Annotated in this window: 18 protein-coding genes and 1 other RNA gene; 12 read left to right on the top strand and 7 right to left on the bottom strand. The window is 64.1% G+C overall.

What is annotated here, in order from left to right:
* Positions 1–44 precede the first annotated feature (44 nt).
* The 6 genes from BN2475_RS25225 to trxA all read right to left on the bottom strand — a co-directional run bounded on the left by BN2475_RS25225 (position 45) and on the right by trxA (position 5,482).
* On the bottom strand, positions 45–311 hold the full coding sequence (locus BN2475_RS25225; RefSeq protein WP_094782234.1) for a type B 50S ribosomal protein L31: 267 nt from the start codon (positions 309–311) through the stop codon (positions 45–47).
* A 175-nt stretch (positions 312–486) separates the two neighbouring features.
* On the bottom strand, positions 487–1,320 hold the full coding sequence (locus tag BN2475_RS25220; RefSeq protein WP_094782193.1) for a M90 family metallopeptidase: 834 nt from the start codon (positions 1,318–1,320) through the stop codon (positions 487–489).
* Between the two features lie 15 nt (positions 1,321–1,335).
* Positions 1,336–2,892 (bottom strand): MFS transporter, encoded by a 1,557-nt coding sequence (locus BN2475_RS25215; protein WP_094782192.1) that lies wholly within the window; start codon positions 2,890–2,892, stop codon positions 1,336–1,338.
* Complete coding sequence (locus BN2475_RS25210) at positions 2,889–3,440, bottom strand: MerR family transcriptional regulator (protein ID WP_094782191.1); 552 nt, start codon at positions 3,438–3,440, stop codon at positions 2,889–2,891. The genes BN2475_RS25215 and BN2475_RS25210 overlap by 4 nt, the downstream gene beginning before the upstream one ends.
* A gap of 220 nt (positions 3,441–3,660) precedes the next feature.
* Complete coding sequence (gene rho, locus BN2475_RS25205; protein WP_094782190.1) at positions 3,661–4,929, bottom strand: transcription termination factor Rho; 1,269 nt, start codon at positions 4,927–4,929, stop codon at positions 3,661–3,663.
* A 226-nt stretch (positions 4,930–5,155) separates the two neighbouring features.
* On the bottom strand, positions 5,156–5,482 hold the full coding sequence (trxA, locus tag BN2475_RS25200) for a thioredoxin TrxA (RefSeq protein ID WP_006048864.1): 327 nt from the start codon (positions 5,480–5,482) through the stop codon (positions 5,156–5,158).
* Positions 5,483–5,946: 464 nt separating this feature from the next.
* Here trxA and ffs point away from each other — a divergent pair.
* The 8 genes from ffs (at position 5,947) to BN2475_RS25160 (ending at position 14,708) form a co-directional block, all read left to right on the top strand.
* An RNA gene (ffs, locus tag BN2475_RS25195) (signal recognition particle sRNA small type) lies at positions 5,947–6,045 on the top strand.
* A 242-nt stretch (positions 6,046–6,287) separates the two neighbouring features.
* Positions 6,288–8,897 (top strand): DNA polymerase III subunit gamma/tau, encoded by a 2,610-nt coding sequence (locus tag BN2475_RS25190; RefSeq protein WP_094782189.1) that lies wholly within the window; start codon positions 6,288–6,290, stop codon positions 8,895–8,897.
* 60 nt (positions 8,898–8,957) lie between these two features.
* Entirely contained in the window at positions 8,958–9,284 is a 327-nt protein-coding gene (locus tag BN2475_RS25185) for a YbaB/EbfC family nucleoid-associated protein (protein ID WP_006048866.1), read from the top strand.
* Between the two features lie 328 nt (positions 9,285–9,612).
* Complete coding sequence (gene recR / locus BN2475_RS25180; RefSeq protein ID WP_094782188.1) at positions 9,613–10,209, top strand: recombination mediator RecR; 597 nt, start codon at positions 9,613–9,615, stop codon at positions 10,207–10,209.
* 127 nt (positions 10,210–10,336) lie between these two features.
* A complete protein-coding gene (locus BN2475_RS25175; protein WP_094782187.1) occupies positions 10,337–11,596 on the top strand; it encodes a CaiB/BaiF CoA transferase family protein in 1,260 nt (419 codons plus the stop codon).
* A 209-nt stretch (positions 11,597–11,805) separates the two neighbouring features.
* Positions 11,806–12,843, top strand: a complete 1,038-nt coding sequence (locus BN2475_RS25170; RefSeq protein ID WP_094782186.1) for an ABC transporter substrate-binding protein — start codon at positions 11,806–11,808, stop codon at positions 12,841–12,843.
* Between the two features lie 105 nt (positions 12,844–12,948).
* A complete protein-coding gene (locus BN2475_RS25165) occupies positions 12,949–13,761 on the top strand; it encodes an ABC transporter ATP-binding protein (RefSeq protein WP_094782185.1) in 813 nt (270 codons plus the stop codon).
* Positions 13,762–13,883: 122 nt separating this feature from the next.
* Entirely contained in the window at positions 13,884–14,708 is an 825-nt protein-coding gene (locus BN2475_RS25160) for an ABC transporter permease (RefSeq protein WP_094782184.1), read from the top strand.
* Between the two features lie 80 nt (positions 14,709–14,788).
* Here the strand turns inward: BN2475_RS25160 and BN2475_RS25155 are convergent, their stop codons facing one another.
* The gene (locus BN2475_RS25155; protein ID WP_094782183.1) at positions 14,789–15,763 is read right to left on the bottom strand and encodes an NADPH:quinone oxidoreductase family protein; all 975 of its coding nucleotides are present in this window, start codon (positions 15,761–15,763) and stop codon (positions 14,789–14,791) included.
* A 212-nt stretch (positions 15,764–15,975) separates the two neighbouring features.
* Between BN2475_RS25155 and surE the strand changes: the two genes are divergently transcribed.
* From surE to rpoS, 4 genes are read left to right on the top strand one after another with little or no spacing between them, the layout of a single operon-like run.
* Positions 15,976–16,734, top strand: coding sequence for a 5'/3'-nucleotidase SurE (gene surE, locus BN2475_RS25150; RefSeq protein WP_094782233.1), 759 nt, complete (start codon positions 15,976–15,978; stop codon positions 16,732–16,734).
* The gene (locus tag BN2475_RS25145; protein WP_094782232.1) at positions 16,731–17,852 is read left to right on the top strand and encodes a protein-L-isoaspartate(D-aspartate) O-methyltransferase; all 1,122 of its coding nucleotides are present in this window, start codon (positions 16,731–16,733) and stop codon (positions 17,850–17,852) included. Before surE ends, BN2475_RS25145 begins: the two co-directional genes overlap by 4 nt.
* Positions 17,853–17,857: 5 nt before the next feature.
* Positions 17,858–18,778, top strand: coding sequence for a peptidoglycan DD-metalloendopeptidase family protein (locus BN2475_RS25140; RefSeq protein WP_094782182.1), 921 nt, complete (start codon positions 17,858–17,860; stop codon positions 18,776–18,778).
* Between the two features lie 16 nt (positions 18,779–18,794).
* Complete coding sequence (gene rpoS, locus BN2475_RS25135; protein ID WP_094782181.1) at positions 18,795–19,877, top strand: RNA polymerase sigma factor RpoS; 1,083 nt, start codon at positions 18,795–18,797, stop codon at positions 19,875–19,877.
* Positions 19,878–19,879 lie beyond the last annotated feature (2 nt).

Below are 19,879 nucleotides of genomic sequence, written 5' to 3'. Positions count from 1 at the left end.
GTTTGCTGCTTCGCTGCTGGCCTCGGCCAGCGACGCCGCAGGTATTACTTCGCTGCTGCCTTGCCGGTAGCGCGCGCACCGAACTTCTTGTTGAACTTCTCGACGCGGCCTGCGGTGTCCATGATCTTTTGCTGGCCGGTGTAGAACGGATGCGATTCCGACGAGACTTCGATCTTCGCGAGCGGGTAGGTCTTGCCGTTGAATTCGGCCGTTTCGCGCGTCTGGATGGTCGAGCGCGTCACGAACTTGAAGTCGTTCGACATATCGACGAACAGGACTTCGCGGTAATCCGGGTGAATGCCTTCTTTCATGGTCTTTCCTTTAATCTGGCGGTAGCCAACCCGCGTGCGGCCGCGATGGACGGACCGCATCTAGGCGCGAGCCACTTGCCTATGGTCGAAAAAACGCGATTATGCCAGAAAATCAGTCGCTTGACGAATTTTCCGCCAGCTTTTTGCCAGCAGTGCGGAGCACCGGGCGTGTGTGTCAGGCGGGCGTGAACGTCAACCCGACGCGAGCCGGATCCTGGCGGTAGTAGCGCGCCAGCAACCGATACAGCTCCGGATACTGCGCCTCGAACGCGTGTGGCTTGACGAACAGCGCCTCGCTGCACACAGCAAAAAATTCCGAAGGATGATCCGCCGCGTACGGATCGATCAGCGATTCGCGTTCGAAACGCGCCCAGCGGCGCTGCGCAACCGCGTCGACCCGGGCGCAGAATTGGTCGTATGCCTGATCGAACACGTCGGCCCATGCGCGCGAGTCGAGCGGCGCATGCCAGCGGCGGATCAGCGGCGGGTGGCCGTCCGCTTCGCCGTTCAGCATGTCGATCTTGTGCGCGAACTCGTGAATCACGACGTTATAGGCGTCGGTGCCGTCGGTCATCTGCGCGTCTTCCCACGACAGCACCACCGGCCCGCCTTCCCATGCTTCGCCGCTGGCGTCGTGTTCGACCTCGTGCACGACGCCGTCTTCGTCCTCGACGGTCTTGCGGATCACGAATTCGCCCGGATAGACGATCACGCCGACCCAGCCGCGATACAGGTCGAGACTCAGGTTCAGCACCGGCAGACACGCCTGTGCGGCAATCGCGACGGTCATCGCATCGGTCAGTTCGAGATCGTGAGCGGTCGAAAACTCCTTTTGCGCGATGAACAGGCTGGTCAGTTCGCGCAGACGCGCAAGGTCCGGCGCGTCGAGGTGCGCGAAAAACGGCAGGCCGGCGAGCGTGGCCTGCCACAGCGCGTCGTCGATCGGGTAGTCGCGCAGCGCGCGCTGGCGGCGGCGCGCGCCCAGCCATTGAGTGAGTTTCGAGAGCATGACCTGATGAAACCCCTAGTCGATCTGTTTTTGCCACGCGGCAAACAGCCCGCCGCATATCGCGATGCCGATCAGAAAATAGAAGCCGTCCAGCGAAGCCAGAAAGCTGGCCTGCTGCGCGACTGTCCTGCTGATCTCGACGATCGCCAGCGAATGCGCGTCGGATGCCGTGCGGCCCGCGGCTACAAAGCCATGCGTCAGCGTGGCGAGCGAGTTCTGGAACACCGGATTGTACGGATTCACGAACTCCGCGAGGCGCGTTTGATGCAGCGCCTGCCGATGCTGCTCCACGATGATCACCGAGGCCGTGGCGAACGAGATCGTCAACTGCCGCACGATGTTTTTCAGCCGGTAACCGTGCGCGAACTCTTCGATGGGAAAGATTCTGAAGGTCAGATTGGCGACTGGCAACACGATGAACAGTAACAGCAGTCCGCGTAACAGCAACGGCACGATCAGCGCCGCTTCACCGACGCCCGGCGACATGCGTGTCATCCATGCCGCGGCGAACGCGGCCACCGCAAAGCCCGGCACGATGATCCACTTCTTGCGCGGCAGCAACTTCGCATAACGCAGATAGACGAACAGCGCGCTCGCGGAAATCAGCGACGTCACGCCGACCAGCCGTCCGGTGTTCTCAACCGGAAAGCCGAGGCCGCTCTCGAGAAAGCGCGAGATCAGATAGCTGAACACGGTCGAGATGAAGTAGTAGAACATGTACAGCACGAGCCCGGCCTGGAAGACTTTCTCGCGCAGCGCATGCAGGCGCATGAGCGGCGCGGGATGGTGCCACTGCTGGTAGATGAACCAGCCCAGCGTGACGAGGCCGGCGACCGTCAGCAGAATCAGCCCCGGCGATGCGCTGAACAGCTGGAAGCGCACCTGCTGCATCACGATTTGCAGCGCGCCTTGAGCGAACGCGAAGACGAGGTACGGCCAGAAATGCGCCGATCCGCGCTCCTCGGGCAAGCGGTTGCCGGTTTCGGGCAACGCGAGCAGCGCCAGCGCCGCAAACAGCACACCCACCGGCGCGGTGCACGCAAATAATGCGCGCCAGTCGAAATGCGCGACCAGTTGACCACCGATCAGAGGCGCGAGCGCGCTGCTCAGAACGATCAGCAGCAAGAACGCGCGCGTGGCCGCCGGCCGCCGCTGCGGCGTGAAGCTCATCTGGATCAGGATGCGGCAGGTGCCCATCATCGGGCCGATGAAGTAGCCCTGGAAGCCGCGCGCCAGCGCGAGTTCGAGCGACGATCCGGATAGCGCGGCGGCCACGGCGCCGACGCAATAGAGCAGCATGCTACCGGCCACATAGCGCCGGTAGCCGAAGCGTTCGATCCACCATTGCTGTTGCAGGATGCCGAGCACCGCCGCCACCGCGTAGGCGCTCGAGGCCCACACCAGTTCGTCGGGCGATGCGTTGATGCCGCCGGCGATGTAGCTCGCGAAGAACGAGAAGATCGAATTGTCGAAATAGTCGAGGCCGGTGATGGCCGCCAGCACCCAGGGAAAAAAATCGCCGCGCAGCCTTTCGACGCTGAGCCATGCGGTGCGAGACGACGCAGTGATCATGACGATTCGCCGGGCGACGATTCGCCGGGCTTGGTCGTGCGGGTTTTCCGGTGGCGTTTGGCCAGCGGCGGGGCGGCCGTCGCGGCCAGCGCGTTACGGCGTTGTTCGAGCAGCGCGTCGGCATTCTCGCCGGCGAGGCGTCGTTCGAGGTAGTCGAGGTCGGGGCTCAGTTCGGCGCGCAACTTCTGCGCTTCCTTGAGTTCGCGGCGCATCGTTGCGATGCGGGCGTCAAGCGCCTCGACCTGCTGCGCGATCGCGTCGCGGATCTGCTGCAGCGACTCGGTCGAGAAGCGATGACGACCGCCGACAGGTTCGAGCGGCCGCTTCAGCATTTCAGTGATGCCCTGCAGGGAAAAGCCGAGCGAGCGCAAACGCAGGATGCGCCCGAAGCGCTTCAGGTCGTCTTCGTCGTAGAGCCGATAGCGGCCTTCGCTGCGCGTGGGCGAGACAAGGCCGCGTTCCTCGTAGTACTTCAGCGTGCGCGGCGTGACGCCGAGGCGTTCGGCGGCGTCACGCACGGTCAGCAGGGTGGGTGAGTTCTTCGACATAAGCGGTGGCACACAAATGGACCAGTTGGATTGTACTGCAACGTGTACGTTCACGTGCAGGTTAGCGGACTTCCTGATGTGCTGCGGGCAGATGCCGCCGGATTCGGAGCGCAGCCCACGCAAGGAGCGCAGCACACTCAACGGACGAAAAAAAACCGCTCGTGGATGACGAGCGGTTTTGCGTGCGATACGGCTGATGCGCTTGCGCTAGCGCGAGGACTTAGCCGCCACCGCCCCGGCGCATCATGTCGAAGAACTCGGAATTGCTCTTCGTCTGGCGGATTTTGTCGAGCAGGAATTCCATCGACTCGACTTCGTCCATGTCGTGGATGAACTTGCGCAGCACCCAGATCTTTTGCAGAACTTCGGGCTTGATCAGCAGTTCTTCGCGGCGCGTGCCGGACTTGTTCAGGTTGATCGACGGGTAGACGCGCTTCTCCGCAAGGCGACGCTCCAGGTGCACTTCCATGTTGCCGGTGCCCTTGAATTCTTCGTAGATGACGTCGTCCATGCGGCTGCCGGTTTCGATCAGCGCGGTGCCGATGATGGTCAGCGAGCCGCCTTCTTCGATATTGCGTGCCGCGCCGAAGAAGCGCTTCGGACGTTGCAGCGCATTGGCGTCGACACCGCCCGTCAGCACCTTGCCCGAGGCCGGCACGACGGTGTTATAGGCGCGTGCGAGACGCGTGATCGAGTCGAGCAGGATCACCACGTCGTTCTTCATTTCGACGAGGCGCTTGGCTTTTTCGATCACCATTTCGGCGACCTGCACGTGACGCGCGGCCGGTTCGTCGAACGTGGAGGCGATCACTTCGCCAGCCACCGAGCGCTGCATTTCGGTCACTTCTTCCGGGCGTTCGTCGATCAGCAGCACGAACAGCACGACGTCGGGATGGTTCTGCTTGATCGCGTGGGCGATGTGCTGAAGCATCACGGTCTTGCCCGACTTCGGCGAGGCGACCAGCAGTCCGCGCTGGCCTTTGCCGATCGGCGCGATCATGTCGATGATGCGGCCCGTGACGTTCTCTTCGCCGCGCATTTCACGTTCGAGCAGCAGCACCTTGTTCGGGTGCAGCGGCGTCAGGTTTTCGAACATGATCTTGTGCTTCGAGGCCTCCGGCGGCTGGCCGTTGACCTTGTCCACCTTCACCAGCGCGAAATAGCGTTCGCCGTCTTTCGGTGTACGCACTTCGCCTTCGATCGAGTCGCCCGTATGCAGGTTGAAGCGGCGGATTTGCGACGGGCTGATATAGATGTCATCCGTGCTGGCGAGGTACGAGGTTTCCGGCGAACGCAGGAAGCCGAAGCCATCTGGCAGCACTTCGAGCGTGCCGTCGCCGAAGATCGTGTCGCCCGTTTTGGCTCGTTTTTTTAGAATGGCGAACATCAGTTCCTGCTTGCGCAGGCGGTTCGCACTTTCGATCTCGAGGCCATTGGCCATCTCGATCAATTCGGACACGTGCAGAGTCTTAAGCTCGGATAAATGCATACGGAGAAACCCGCAGGAGAAGGTGCGACGAAATGAAATCTGGGAGGAGAGTGAGCGGAACCGCTCAAGGACTTACACGTCTTTTCGACGTTTTGCGGATTCTAGCATAGCACACGCCAATTTCCGCCAGTGCGGGGGCGTGTCATCTTTCTTGTCGAGCGTGTTGCCGGCTGACAACACGCTCGTGCTACGCGCTGCGCGCCCCGAAGGCTCACAGCGTGCTGCTTTACAGGTTGCCGTCGAGGAACGCGGTGAGTTGCGACTTCGACAATGCGCCGACCTTCTGCGCGGCGACGGCGCCGTTCTTGAACAGGATCAGCGTGGGGATGCCGCGCACGCCAAACTTGACCGGCGTCGATTGATGCTCGTCGACATTGATCTTCGCGATTTGCAGACGATCGGCGTAATCCTTCGCGACCTCGTCGAGGATCGGCGCGATCATCTTGCACGGACCGCACCATTCGGCCCAGAAATCGAGCAGCACGGGTTTATCGGATTTCACGACGTCCTGTTCGAACGATGCGTCGCTAATATGCTTGATTTGTTCGCTCATTGTATGAATACCTCTATCGGTTCGAGGCCCGCCTGAATTGCTCGCCACGATACGTCAAAACCTAAGGAAACTTCCGTTCGCTTTGCCGCATCCGAAGTCTTGCCGACACGCCCGGAGAAGTGAATGACTTATCCGGAAGGTGCGCAAGGCTCGCGTTTGCGGGTCGTCCGAATGCCAGTTTAGCTTAATTCGCTATGCGTTGCCGGGGGCGATAGTACTCGTCAAGGCTGTGGGGCCGGCAGTGGGGCCAATGACTGCCGGTGAGCCCGCCACTCTGTTTCGATCACCGCGACAGCGCTTATCTGGAGGCGGGCGCCATGAACACAAGTCCCCGCTGCGCCCACTCGCGGGGTACCGGCTATATGGTGCGCAGAGTGGTGCGCAGAGTCTGATTCGGTGCGTCGATATCGCTTTGCTCGTACTAACAGTCGCGCGATGGCCCGAGCGATGATAGAATGCTTCGTGACGGGCCTCCTCGCATGGAGGGATGGTCAACCTGGTCAGGTCGGGAACGAAGCAGCCACAGCCGTTTTCCACCAGTGCCGAGGGTCGGGCTCGTCACCTTCCTTTCTCCGTTTTCTCCGCGTTTCTGTTTCTTTGCGGCCTGCGCCGCACATTCTCCCAACTCGTGTTTTACCCTTGGCGTCGCCGTCTCTGGTGAATGCGGTTCCGTTGCAGTCGCATTTCGCGCGCTTCAGCATTTTTTTCTGTCGGTCCGTTAGTCTGTTTCAATGAAACGGTGAGACGCGTGCGCGTGCCGTCCCGATTCGGTTTTGACCGCCATTGTTACTGATACAATTTCCGCATGACCTATCAAGTTCTCGCACGCAAATGGCGGCCGAAGGATTTCGCTTCGCTCGTCGGACAGGAGCACGTGGTGCGCGCGCTCACACACGCGCTCGACGGCGGCCGTCTGCACCATGCCTATCTGTTTACCGGTACGCGCGGCGTGGGTAAGACCACGCTGTCGCGCATCTTCGCGAAGGCGCTGAATTGCGAAAGCGGCGTGACGTCCACGCCGTGCGGCGTCTGTCGTGCGTGCCGTGAAATCGACGAAGGGCGTTTCGTCGACTATGTGGAAATGGACGCGGCGAGCAATCGCGGCGTCGACGAAATGGCGGCGCTGCTGGAGCGCGCGGTCTATGCACCGGTGGACGCGCGCTTCAAGGTCTACATGATCGACGAAGTGCACATGCTGACCAACCACGCCTTCAATGCGATGTTGAAGACGCTGGAAGAGCCGCCGTCGCACGTCAAGTTCATTCTCGCCACGACCGATCCGCAGAAGATTCCCGTCACGGTGCTGTCGCGCTGTCTGCAGTTCAATCTGAAGCAGATGCCGGCCGGCCATATCGTCTCGCACCTCGAGCGCATCCTCGGCGAGGAGCAGGTGCCCTACGACGCCCAGGCGCTGCGCCTGCTCGCGCGTGCAGCGGACGGCTCGATGCGCGACGCGCTGTCGTTGACCGATCAGGCGATTGCCTATTCGGCCAATCAGGTCAATGAAGAGGCAGTGCGCGGCATGCTCGGCGCCCTCGATCAGAGCTACCTGATCCGGCTGCTCGATGCGCTCGCCGACGGCGATGGCGCCGCGGTACTGGCGGTGGCCGACGAGATGGCGTTGCGCAGCCTGTCGTTTTCGACGGCCTTGCAGGATCTGGCGAGCTTGCTGCATCGCGTCGCGTGGGCGCAGTTCGCGCCGTCGTCGGTGCTGGACGAGTGGCCGGAGGCTGGCGATCTGCGCCGCTTTGCCGACGCGCTGAGTGCCGAGCAGGTGCAATTGTTCTATCAGATCGCGACGATCGGCCGAAGCGAACTGGGTCTTGCACCGGACGAATACTCCGGCTTCACGATGACGCTGCTGCGGATGCTGGCGTTCGAACCGGCGCCGACGGGCGGCGGTGGCGGCGCGGCGGGCGCGACGCGTCCGGCTGGGCAGGCGGGTGCGGGCGCTGCGAAGCGCGCGGCTACGCCGACGGTGGCCGCGTTGCGCGCGTTGTCGGGTTCGCCCGCGGCGGGTACTGCGGCGGCTGCTTCGATGGCCACGCCGGCAGACTCGCGCGAAGCGGCGAGCGCCGGCGGGGTTGTCGAGCCCACGATGCCTGCCAGCGAGCGAATCGCCGATGCAAGCGCTGCGCAGTCTGCGCCAGCGGAGTCCGCGGCGGACAGGCCGGCACCGGTTGTCGACGCAATCAATTCGGTGTCCGCGTGTGCGTCTGTTGGCGATGACACGCCATCCGCTCCAATGCCTGCCGCTGCGGCGCCCACGCTCGACACGGCAAACCCGGCACCCGCGTTGGCCCCTTGGGACGACGCGCCCGCCGACCCGGTCAGCGTCAACATTGCCCACAACGAGCCGGTTGCCAACGAAATCTCCACCACGCCTCCTGTGAGCGGCGCGGTACCTGCTTCTTCGCACACGGCGCCCGCCACTGCCGCGCCGGCACGCACGGAGCAAGCCGCGCAGGCCGCAACGGTCGTCACGTCGCAAGAGCCGCCGCCGGCGGACGCGGTCGCGCCGCGTCGCGCAGGCGGTGCGAGCGCTGCACTCGACGTGTTGCGCAGCGCCGGCCTGAAAGTATCGTCGGAGCGTGGCCGCGCCACTGCTGCGGCGGCAGCGAAGCCTGCCGCGCCGGCCATGCCGAAACCGGCCGCGCCCCGTGTGGTTGTGCCGGTGCCGACGCCGGATGCGCCGCGCCGCGCGTCGCAGCAGGACGCCGCCCCAGGCTCGCAGGCGGCATCGTCGGCGGTGCAGCGTGGCGCCACGGAGCCAAATAGCTCGTCGCTCCCGCCGTGGGACGACATGCCGCCCGACGACTACTTGCCGGTCTCCGCAGCGGACGACGGTTATTTCGCTCCGCCGGACGACAACTACATGCCCGTGTTCGACCGCGGTCCCGATGAGCTGCGCATGAGCGCCGGATCCGCCGAGCCGATGCCCGCGCCGGTGATCGATTCGCGTCCGCTGCCGCCCGCCGTGCCGCTCGACCCGCTCGGTTTCAAGGGTGACTGGCCGGCGCTCGCCGTCGACCTGCCGCTCAAGGGCATTTCGTATCAGCTTGCATTCAACAGCGAACTGATGGCGCTCGAAGGCAACACGCTCAAACTGAATGTGCCGGTGCCGCAGTACGCGGAGGCGTCGCAGGTCGCTAAACTGAAGAGCGCGCTCGCCGAGCGGCTCGGCCAGAGCGTCGACGTGCTGGTCGAAGTCGGACCGGCACGCCGCACCGCCGCCGCGCACGACGCTGCGATGCGCGCACAGCGTCAGCACGAAGCGGAGCGCGAGATTGGCGCCGATCCTTTCGTGCAGTCGCTGATTCGCGAGTTCGGCGCGAGCATCGTGCCCGGCTCGATTCGCCCGATTACCCCGGACGCCGCCTCGAACGGCGCGTCGTCGGTCCACTCGGTCCACTGATTCGTCGCGCGCTCACGCGCCCGATTTCCAGATTTCACGCTATCTAGAAGGAGCAGGTCCATGATGAAAGGTCAACTCGCCGGGCTGATGAAGCAAGCCCAGCAGATGCAGGAAAACATGAAGAAGATGCAGGAGCAACTCGCGCAGATCGAAGTCGAGGGGCAGTCGGGCGCCGGTCTCGTGAAGGTGACGATGACCTGCAAGAACGACGTCCGTCGCGTGTCGATCGATCCGAGCCTGCTCGCCGACGACAAGGACATGCTGGAAGACCTCGTCGCCGCCGCGTTTAACGACGCCGTGCGCAAGGCCGAAGCCACCGCCCAGGAAAAGATGGGCGGCATGACCTCGGGCCTGCCGCTGCCGCCGGGCTTCAAGCTGCCGTTCTGAACCACGCCGCCGTAATGGCGCCCTGATGCGGCCGGGCCCCGCGGCTGCGATTGCCGCGACGTGAACGCAGCGCGCGGGAATGTGCCCAAACGCGCCGGAACGCGCGGCCCAGAGCGCGAGTGGTGCGCGGCTTGTATGCAGCGGGCCACTTGCATCTGCATCCCATACGTTCCGGTTCGCGCGAGTTCGTTCGAGCTTTCCATCAGGCGCATGCAGTTGCGCCGCAGTCGCACTGAAAGACGCTTTACCGAAGTTGCACCGAAGCTCGACCGAACCCGCTGCACCACCTTCTGCCTACACGGCACTAGCTACTTCGACGCCGATTCGCATGAAACAACCTTCCGCCTTGTCGGCGCTCGTCGAAGCGCTGCGCGCGCTACCCGGTGTCGGGCCGAAGTCGGCCCAACGCATCGCGTATCACCTGATGCAGCACGACCGTGATGGCGCCGAGAAGCTCGGCCGCTCGCTGCTGTTCGCGACCGAGCATCTGCGCCACTGCGAGAAGTGCAACACCTTTACCGAAGCGCAGATCTGCGAGGTCTGCCTCGACGAAGAGCGCGATCCCACGCTGCTGTGCGTCGTCGAAACGCCAGCCGACCAGATCATGCTCGAGCAGACCATGACCTATCGCGGTCTTTATTTCGTGTTGATGGGGCGGCTCAGTCCGCTCGACGGCATCGGCCCGAAGGAGATCCATTTCGACCGGCTGGTCAGGCGCGCGTCGGACGGGATCGTCAAGGAAGTCGTGCTCGCGACCAATTTCACCAACGAAGGCGAGGCCACCGCGCATTACCTCGGGCAGACGCTCAAGGCGCGCGGCCTTGCCGTCACGCGTCTCGCTCGCGGCGTGCCGGTGGGCGGCGAACTCGAGTATGTCGACGCCGGCACGATCGCGCGCGCGATGCTCGACCGCCGTTCCATGTAGCGCGCGGCGCTGCCCGCGTCACGGCGGCAACGGTTAGGCCAGGGACGCCGCCGGCTCGCGATGCCGCGACCTACCTCAGGACCGCGCACCCCGAGTGCGTACGTCAGGACCAGAACAAAGGAGACCCATGAGCGCCACCCCTGAATCAGGCGCGAGCGCCGCGCCCGAAGGTCAACGCGATCAACGCGATCAACGCGGCCCGCTCGCCGGCGTCAAGGTGCTGGAACTCGGCACGCTGATCGCCGGCCCGTTCGCCGCGCGTTTTCTCGGTGAGTTCGGCGCCGACGTGATCAAGATCGAAGATCCCAAAGGCGGCGACCCGCTGCGCAAATGGCGCAAGCTCTATCCGGAAGTCGGCGGCACGTCGCTGTGGTGGGCCGTGCAGGCGCGCAACAAGAAGTCCGTGACGATCAATCTGAAGGCCGAAGAGGGCAAGCAGATCGTGCGGCGTCTGGCCAAAGAGGCGGACATCGTCGTCGAAAATTTCCGGCCCGGGTTGCTGGAGAAGCTCGGCCTCGGTTACGACGTGCTGTGCGCGGAAAACCCTGGTCTCGTGATGGTGCGTCTGTCCGGCTATGGCCAGACCGGACCCTATCGCGACCGGCCCGGCTTCGGCGCGATCGCCGAATCGATGGGCGGCCTGCGGCATATCACCGGCTATCCGGATTTGCCGCCGCCGCGCATCGGCATTTCGATCGGTGATTCGATCGCCGCGCTGCATGGCGTGATCGGCGCGTTGATGGCGCTGCATCACAAGCAGGTGAACGGCGGCAAGGGGCAGGTCGTCGACGTCGCGCTGTACGAGGCGGTCTTCAACATGATGGAAAGCGTAGTGCCCGAGTACGGCGTGTATGGCATGGTGCGCGAGCGCACCGGCGCGTCGCTGCCGGGCATCGTGCCGTCGAACACCTATCCGTGTCGCGACGGCAGCATCGTGATCGGCGGCAATAGCGATCCGATCTTCAAGCGCCTGATGGTGGCGATTGAACGCGACGATCTCGCGAACGATCCGGCGCTCGCGCATAACGACGGCCGTGTGCCGCGCACCCAGGAAATCGACGGCGCGATCGCCGCATGGCTCGCCACGCGCACCATCGACGAAGCCCTTGCCGTGCTGAATGCGGCCGATGTGCCGGTGGGCCGCATCTACAGCGTGGCGGATATGTTCACCGATCCGCAGTTCATCGCCCGTCAGATGATCCAGCGCTTCAAGTGGCGGGACGGCCAGGAAATCACCCTGCCGTCGGTCACGCCGAAGCTCTCGGCGACGCCAGGCGAGACGCGCTGGCTCGGCCCTGAACTGGGTGAACATACCGATGAAGTCCTGCAATCGCTAGGTTATGATGCTGACGACATCGCAAGGTTGCGCGCGCAACAGATCGTCTGAGGCAGGCAACGCGCGGTGCAGTATGCACATCGCGGCGCAAGCCGTCACGCGCACCGGCATGCGAACGCGGCACCCACGAGCATCGCGGCAAGCAACAGAGCAGCGCTAGCGCTGCTGCAAAAGGACCGCTGCAAAGGGCCGCTGCAAAGGACCGCTGCAAAGGACCGCTGCAAAAGGACCGCACAACAAAAGATTGGAGCCGACAAACCATGCAACGCAGAACCTTTCTCGCCGGTAGCGCCGCGCTCGCGGGCGCGACGCTCGCGGCCACACCGCTTGCTTTCGCGCAGGGCAAACCCGAGACCACCAAGGTGGCAATCGCAGTCGGCGGCAAGAACCTGTTCTACTATCTGCCGCTCACGATCGCCGAGCGCCGCAACTACTTCAAGGACGAAGGGCTCGAGGTCGAAATCTCCGATTTCGCCGGCGGCTCGCAAGCCTTGAAGGCGGCAGTCGGCGGCAGCGCCGACGTGGTCTCTGGCGCATTCGAACACACCTTGCTGTTGCAGGCGCAGAAGCAGATGTTCCGCGAATTCGTGCTGCAGGGACGCGCGCCGCAGATCGTGCTCGCGGTGTCGAAGAAGACCGTGCCGGACTACAAGTCGATTGCCGATCTGAAGGGCAAGAAGATCGGCGTGACCGCACCGGGTTCGTCGACCTCGATCATGGCGAGCTTCGTGCTGGCGAAGGCCGGACTGAGCGCGAAAGACGTCGCGTTCATCGGCGTGGGTGCGGGCGCCGGTGCAATCGCCGCGCTGCAGTCGGGGCAGATCGACGCGATCGCCAATCTCGATCCGGTCATCACGAGGCTCGAACGCACGGGCGAGATTCGCGTCGTGTCGGACACGCGCACGCTCGCCGATACGCGCGGCGTATTCGGCGGCGATATGCCGGCAGGCTGCCTGTACGCATCGCAAAGCTTCATCGCGAAGAATCCGAATACGACACAGGCGCTGACCAACGCGATGGTGCGCGCGCTCAAGTGGTTGCAGGCGGCGAGCGGCAGCGAGCTGATCAAGACGGTGCCGGAAAGCTATCTGCTGGGCGACCGCGCGGTGTATCTGGACGCGTGGCAGCATGTGAGGGAAGCGATGTCGCCCGACGGCCTGATGCCCGCGGACGGTCCCGCGACCTCGCTGAAAACGTTGCAGGCGTTCGATCCACAGATGCAGGGCAAGCCGATCGATTTGTCGAAGGCGTGGACCAACGACTTCGTCAAGAAAGCGTTGAGCACCGTCAAGGCATAAAGCGCGGGCGTGCTCAGGTGAGGGCGGTGCGGACCGCTTTCACGCCACCGACCGCCACCGTCACGACCTTCCACCCCGAACCCGATCTTCGAAGCGAGCCGAACGATGACCGTTGCTGCCCTGGCACTCGAAAACATCACCTGCACGTTCGCTGCGCGCGAGAACCGCGCGCAGCGCTACACGGCGGTCAAGGACACCACGTTGCGCATCGCACCGGGTGAGTTCGTCTCGGTGGTCGGCCCGACCGGCTGCGGCAAGTCCACGCTGCTGAACGTCGGCGCCGGATTGCTGGCGCCGTCGGCCGGTACGGTCAGCGTGTTCGGCGAAACGCTCGACGGCCTCAACCAGAGCGCCGGCTACATGTTCCAGGCGGACGCATTGATGCCGTGGCGCTCGGCCATCGATAACGTGATGGCCGGCCTTTCGTTTCGCGGCGTACCGGCCGCCGTTGCCCGCCTCAAGGCGGACGAGTGGCTGAAGCGCGTCGGCCTCGGCGGCTTCGGCGATCGCTATCCGCATCAGCTATCGGGCGGCATGCGCAAGCGCGTCGCGATGGCGCAGACGCTGATTCTCGATCCCGACATCATCCTGATGGACGAGCCGTTTTCGGCGCTCGACATCCAGACGCGTCAGTTGATGGAAAACGAGTTGCTCGATCTGTGGGCCGCGAAGCGCAAAGCGGTGTTGTTCATCACGCACGATCTCGATGAAGCGATCGCGATGTCCGACCGCGTGGTGGTGTTGTCGGCGGGACCGGGCACGCGTCCGATCGGCGAATTCACGATCGATCTGCCGCGGCCGCGCGATGTTGCGGAGATTCGCTCGCATCCGCGCTTCGTCGAGTTGCACGCGCAGATCTGGAGCGTGCTGCGCGATGAAGTGCTCAAGGGCTACCAGCAGCAGCTAACCGCCGTTTGATCGCGCCGTTTGATTGCGCTGTTTAACCGTGTTGTTTAACCGCGCTGTTTAACCGTATTGCGTCGTGTCGCGTATTCGCGGTCAGCGAGCGCGTGCGTCGATTGTCCAAGGCAAACCGAGTCATGTGGAAAACGTTGCGCCCGAGGCGGGCGAATCTGGTGATCTGGCAATGGCTGCTGCTCGTGCTGTGCTTCGTGCTCTGGTACGTGCTGACCAGCCCGACGCTGCTGCCGGCGTTCTATTTCGACGATCCGAACAAGGCCGCGTTCTTCTTCGGCGAGCCGCAGAAAGTGCTGCAACGAATCTGGGAGTGGTTCACGAGCGGCGAGATCTATCTGCATCTGTGGATCACGCTGGTCGAGACCGTGCTCGCGTTCGTGCTCGGTACGGCGATTGGACTCGGCGTCGGCCTGTGGCTTGCGCTGGCGCCGCTCGCGAGCGCGTTGTTCGATCCGTATGTGAAGGCCGCCAACTCGATGCCGCGTGTGATTCTCGCGCCGATCTTCGGCGTGTGGTTCGGCCTCGGCATCTGGTCGAAGGTGGCTCTCGGCGTCACGCTGGTGTTCTTTATCGTGTTCTTCAATGTCTATCAGGGCGTGAAGGAAGTCAGCCCGGTCGTGCTCGCGAACGCGCGGATGCTCGGCGCGAACCGCAAGCAGTTGCTGCGCTTCGTCTATCTGCCGAGCGCGATGAGCTGGGTGTTCTCCAGCTTGCACACGTCGGTGGGGCTCGCGTTCGTCGGCTCGGTGGTGGGCGAGTATCTCGGCTCGGCGCGCGGCGTCGGCTATCTGATCCTGCAAGCCGAGGGCACGTTCGATATCAACACGGTGTTCGCCGGGATTCTGGTGTTGACCGCGTTCGCATTGATTCTCGATGCGATTGTCGGCATCGGTGAGCGGCGCTTGATGAAGTGGCAGCCGAGGACAGCCGATACCGAGAAGCTGTAGGTGCTGCGAACCCCGAGTTCATCAAAGGCAAACGGCGTGCGGTTTTTCGAACCGCACGCCGTTTGCACTTTGTGCAACGTCTAAGGGGTAATGACCACTTTGCCGATCACGCGACGCTCGGCCATGTCGCGCAATGCGCGGCCGGTGTCTTCGAGCGCATAGCGGGCGGACACGTATGGCTTGAGCTTGCCTTCGCCGATCCACCGGGTCATCTGCTCGAATGCGGCGTGATTGCGCTGCGGCTCGCGCTTTGCGAAATCGCCCCAGAATACGCCGACCAGACTCGCGCCCTTGAGCAGCGCCAGATTGAGCGGCAACTTCGGAATTTCTCCGTTCGCGAAACCGACCACCAGATAACGGCCGCGCCAGCCGATGCTGCGAAACGCCGGCTCCGCATAAACGCCGCCGACGGGATCGTAGATCACATCGGGGCCTTTGCCGTCGGTGAGCGCCTTGATGCGCTCGCGCAGGTCTTCGGTGCTGTAGTTGATGGTGGCATCCGCGCCGTGGCTCACGCAGGTGGCGAGCTTTGCGTCGCTCGACGCCGCCGCGATCACCCGTGCGCCGAGCGCCTTGCCGATCTCGACCGCCGCCAGTCCGACGCCGCCGGCCGCACCGAGTACCAACATGGTCTCGCCGGCCTGCAATGCGCCACGGTCGACCACCGCGTGATGCGAGGTGCCGTACGCCAGTGTGAATGCCGCCGCCACGTCGAATTCGACGCCGTCCGCCAATGGCACGCATGCCGCGGCCGGCGCCAGCGCCTGCTCGGCAAAGCCGCCCGAACCGGTGTACGCGACCACGCGTGCGCCGGCCTTGAATTGCGTGACACCGGCGCCGACCGCGCGCACGACCCCCGCGACTTCCGAGCCAGGGGTAAAGGGCAGCGGTGGTTTGAACTGGTATTTGTTTTCGATGATCAGCACGTCGGGGAAGTTGACGGCTGCGGCTTTGACGTCGATCACGACGTGGCCGGGCGACGGCTCGAGCTCAGGCAGGTTTTCGACCGCGAGGCTCTCCGGCGGCCCGTATTGATTACAGCGAATCGCGCGCATCGTGTCTCCATATCGATCAGGGTTCGCAAGCATGCTGAGTGTAAAGCAATCAGCACGATCGTGCGTTTTCAATCCGTGATTTGCATCTTGCGAATCGGTGCCGCGCGAGCCGGGCCGCGTGCGCCGTCGAACCGGCGCATGCGCTTTACGCATGGCGCGCGCACGGCCGCCGTGTCGTTCGCGTGCCATCTTTCCTCGGTTACAATCGCCAGATGCGAATCCTACTCAGCAATGACGACGGTTATCTGGCGCCGGGCCTTGCCGCGCTTTACGAAGCGCTCAAGCCGATCGCAGACGTGACCGTGGTGGCCCCCGAACAGAATTGCAGCGCCGCGTCGAATTCCCTGACGCTGTGGCGGCCGCTTTCGGTCCTGCGCTCGGCCAACGGTTTCTACTATGTGAACGGCACGCCGACCGACTCGGTGCACATCGCGCTGACGGGCATGCTCGACCATACGCCGGACCTGGTGGTGTCGGGCATCAACAACGGTCAGAACATGGGCGACGACACGCTGTATTCGGGCACGGTCGCAGCCGCCACCGAAGGCATCATGTTCGGCTTGCCGGCGATCGCCTTCTCGCTGGTCGACAAGGACTGGGTGCATCTCGAAGACGCGGCCCGCGTGGCCGCCGAAATCGTCGCGCATTACCTCGCGCAGCCGCTGCCCGGACGTCCATTGCTGAACGTCAATATTCCGAACCTGCCGTACGAGCAACTCGACGGCTGGCAAATCACGCGTCTGGGCAAGCGGCATCCGTCGCAGCCGGTGATCCGCCAGACCAATCCGCGCGGCGAGCCGATCTACTGGATCGGTCCGTCGGGCGGTGCACGCGACGCCAGTGAAGGCACCGATTTTCACGCCGTTGCGAATGGGCGCGTGTCGATCACGCCGCTGCAGCTCGACCTGACCCACACGCAGATGCTGCCAGCGGCGCGCGAGTGGGCGCGCGCCGGCAGCGGCGCTTCATGACCAGCGAGCGCGCGAGGCGCTTCCCGCTCGGCCTCGAGGATCTGGTGCGCGAACCGCGCCGGCCCGAAGGGCGCCCAGGCGAAGTGCGGGCGGCGGCACTGGCCGCGAGCGCGGCACTGAATGCGCGTCAGCAGCCGGCGAAGCATGCGCCGAGCGGCGCGGCGGCCAAACCGCAAGCGCAGACGCCGGGTAATGCCCAGACCCAAGCGCAGACCCAGGCGCAGACCCAGACGCAAGCGCGCCCGCAGGCCGCGCCGCAAATCAAACATCACGCTAAACCCCAGGCCCAGCCCAAGGCAATCACGCCGCCCAAGCCGCAAGCCGCGCCGTTGCCCAAGGCGTCGGCCAAACCCGTGACGCACACGGCGGGTCCGAGCGCGCGCACCGCACCGTCATCGACCTCACCGGCCAAACCAGCCGCCCGCGCGAGCGACCGTACGGGCGCGCCGAACGTCGCGTTGAATGGCGCGTTGGCGTTGACTTCGGAACGGGTTCGCGAACGCATGGTCGAACGCCTGCGTGCGAACGGTGTGGCCGATCAGCGCGTGTTGAACGCGATGTCGGTGGTGCCGCGCCACATGTTCGTCGATCCGGGCCTCGCCGCCCAGGCCTACGAAGATGCGGCGCTGCCGATCGGCCATCACCAGACGATCTCCAAGCCCTCGGTGGTAGCGCGGATGATCGAGCTGGCGGCGGCCGGCCGCGCGCTCAATAACGTGCTTGAAATCGGTACCGGCTGCGGCTACCAGGCGGCAGTGCTAAGCCAGGTTGCGCGCGAAGTCTATTCGATCGAACGCATCAAGCCCTTGTCCGAACGCGCGAAGACGAATCTGCGGCCGCTGCGTATTCCGAACATCCGGCTGCATTACGGCGATGGCCGTCTCGGCCTGCCATCGGCGGCGCCGTTCGATGCGATCGTGATCGCCGCCGCCGGGCTCGACGTTCCGCAAGCCTTGCTTGAACAACTCGCGATCGGTGGCCGTCTGGTTGCGCCGGTCGGTTCGCAGGACGGCCAGAACCAGGTGCTGACGCTGGTCGAGCGCCTCGGGCCCGCGCAGTGGCGCGAGTCGCGCCTTGATCGCGTTTTCTTTGTACCTTTAAAATCCGGAGTGATTTGACACCGATGAGTATGTTGCGCGCGATGCGAAGAACCCGCTTGAATGTCCCCCTGTCCGTAACCCAGCGCAGCGTGTGCGTGCTCGCCTTGTCCCTGTTGATGACGGCCTGTGCATCCCGACTCGACCAGGCGCCTGTGGTCGACCGCTCGGGCGGCGGCGTGCTCAGCACGCAAGCCGCGCAGCCGGCTGCGCCGCTCGGACCGCCGCCGCCGGGCTACTATCGCGTGAAGCCGGGCGATACGCTGTACCGGATTGCATTGGAGAATGGTCAGAACTACCGCGATATCTCGGCGTGGAACAATCTGACCAACCCGAATCAGATCGAGGTCGACCAGTTGCTGCGCGTGGTGCCGCCGGGTGCGAACACGGCGGCGTTGACACCAGGCGTGTCGACTGCGCCGATTGGCGGCGGTGCTGGCGTGCAAAGCGCGCCGCTCGGCGGCACGCCGGCCACGGGCGGCATGACGGCACCGCCGTTGTATGGCTCGGTGAACAACGCGGCGCCGACACCGCCGGCCAATGCGGGCGCCGTCACCGACTCGAGCGCCAACGCATCGGGCAACGTGGCGTTTTCGTGGCCGGTGCGTGGACCGTTGCTTGGCACCTTCAACGATTCGAGCAACAAGGGCGTCAATATCGGCGGCGCCGCGGGCGATCCAGTCAAGGCTTCTGCCGATGGTCGTGTCGTTTATGCTGGAAATGGGCTGCGTGGTTACGGCAATCTCATTATCATCAAGCATGACGCAACTTATCTCACCGCGTATGCACACAACCGCGCTTTGATGGTAAAAGAGGGGGACGCGGTCACGAAAGGGCAGAAGATCGCTGAGATGGGCAATAGCGATTCAGACCGTGTGATGTTGCATTTCGAAGTTCGCCGGCAGGGTAAGCCTGTCGACCCACTGAAGTATTTGCCGCCGCAATAAGCCAAGCGATACGACCATGCCGAAATCGAAGCGCCGCCCGCCGCAAGCCGAGTCTGAGACGATCAGCCAAGCCACGTCCGGCGCGGTGGACGAAACCGGCGCTTCGGAAGTGGAAGACGAGATCGCGGACGAGCGCGATCTCGAGGAGCGCCAGGGCGGCGTGGATGAAGGCGGCGATGTCCGCGAAGGCGCGGGCGAAGCCGCGCCGGACGCGGACGACTTCCGCGCACTGTTGCAAGCCGAGCTGACGGCCGACACCATTCAGCATTACCTGAACCGCATCAGCGTGAAGCCGCTTCTCACCGTCGACGAGGAGCAGAAGTATTCGCGTCTTGCCAAGGCCGGCGAGTTCGACGCGCGGCAGGTGATGATCGAGCGCAATCTGCGGCTCGTCGTCAGCATTGCCAAGGGTTATCTGAATCGCGGCGTGCCGTTGCTGGATCTGATCGAAGAGGGCAACCTCGGCCTGATGCACGCGATCGAAAAGTTCGATCCGACGCGCGGCTTCCGGTTTTCGACTTACGCCACGTGGTGGATCCGCCAGAGTATCGAGCGCGCGATCATGAATCAGGCGCGCACCGTGCGTTTGCCAGTGCACGTGATTCGTGAGCTCAATCAGGTGCTGCGCGCGAAGCGCCATCTGGAAAAGAATTCGATGAATTCCGGCGAAGCGGCCGAGCGGCGCGACGCCAGCATCGACGACATCGCCTATCTGACCGGCAAGACCACCGACGAAGTCACCGACATTCTCGCGCTGAACGAGCACACCGCGTCGCTCGACGCGCCGCTCGATCTCGATCCGGCGAGCAGTCTGCTCGATCTGCTATCCGACGATCAGAGCCAGTCGCCGGATGCCGAGGTGCAGCATCGCGAGCTGGAGACGCTGACCCGCGCGTGGCTCGCGCGCCTGTCGGACAAGCATCGTCATGTGATTGAGCGCCGCTTCGGACTGAATCACATCGAGCCCGCCACGCTCGAAGAGCTGGCCGATGAAATGGGCCTCACGCGCGAGCGCGTGCGCCAGATCCAACAGGAAGCGCTGGTGCGGCTCAAGCGCTTCTTCGCCTCAAACGGTGTGCGCAAGGACGCCGTTCTATAACC

Origin of the sequence: Paraburkholderia ribeironis, from assembly GCF_900019265.1 — a bacterium.
Lineage (GTDB): Bacteria > Pseudomonadota > Gammaproteobacteria > Burkholderiales > Burkholderiaceae > Paraburkholderia > Paraburkholderia ribeironis.
Note: the sequence above shows the minus strand (reverse complement) of the source record. Positions and strands in the feature narration are given on the sequence as shown.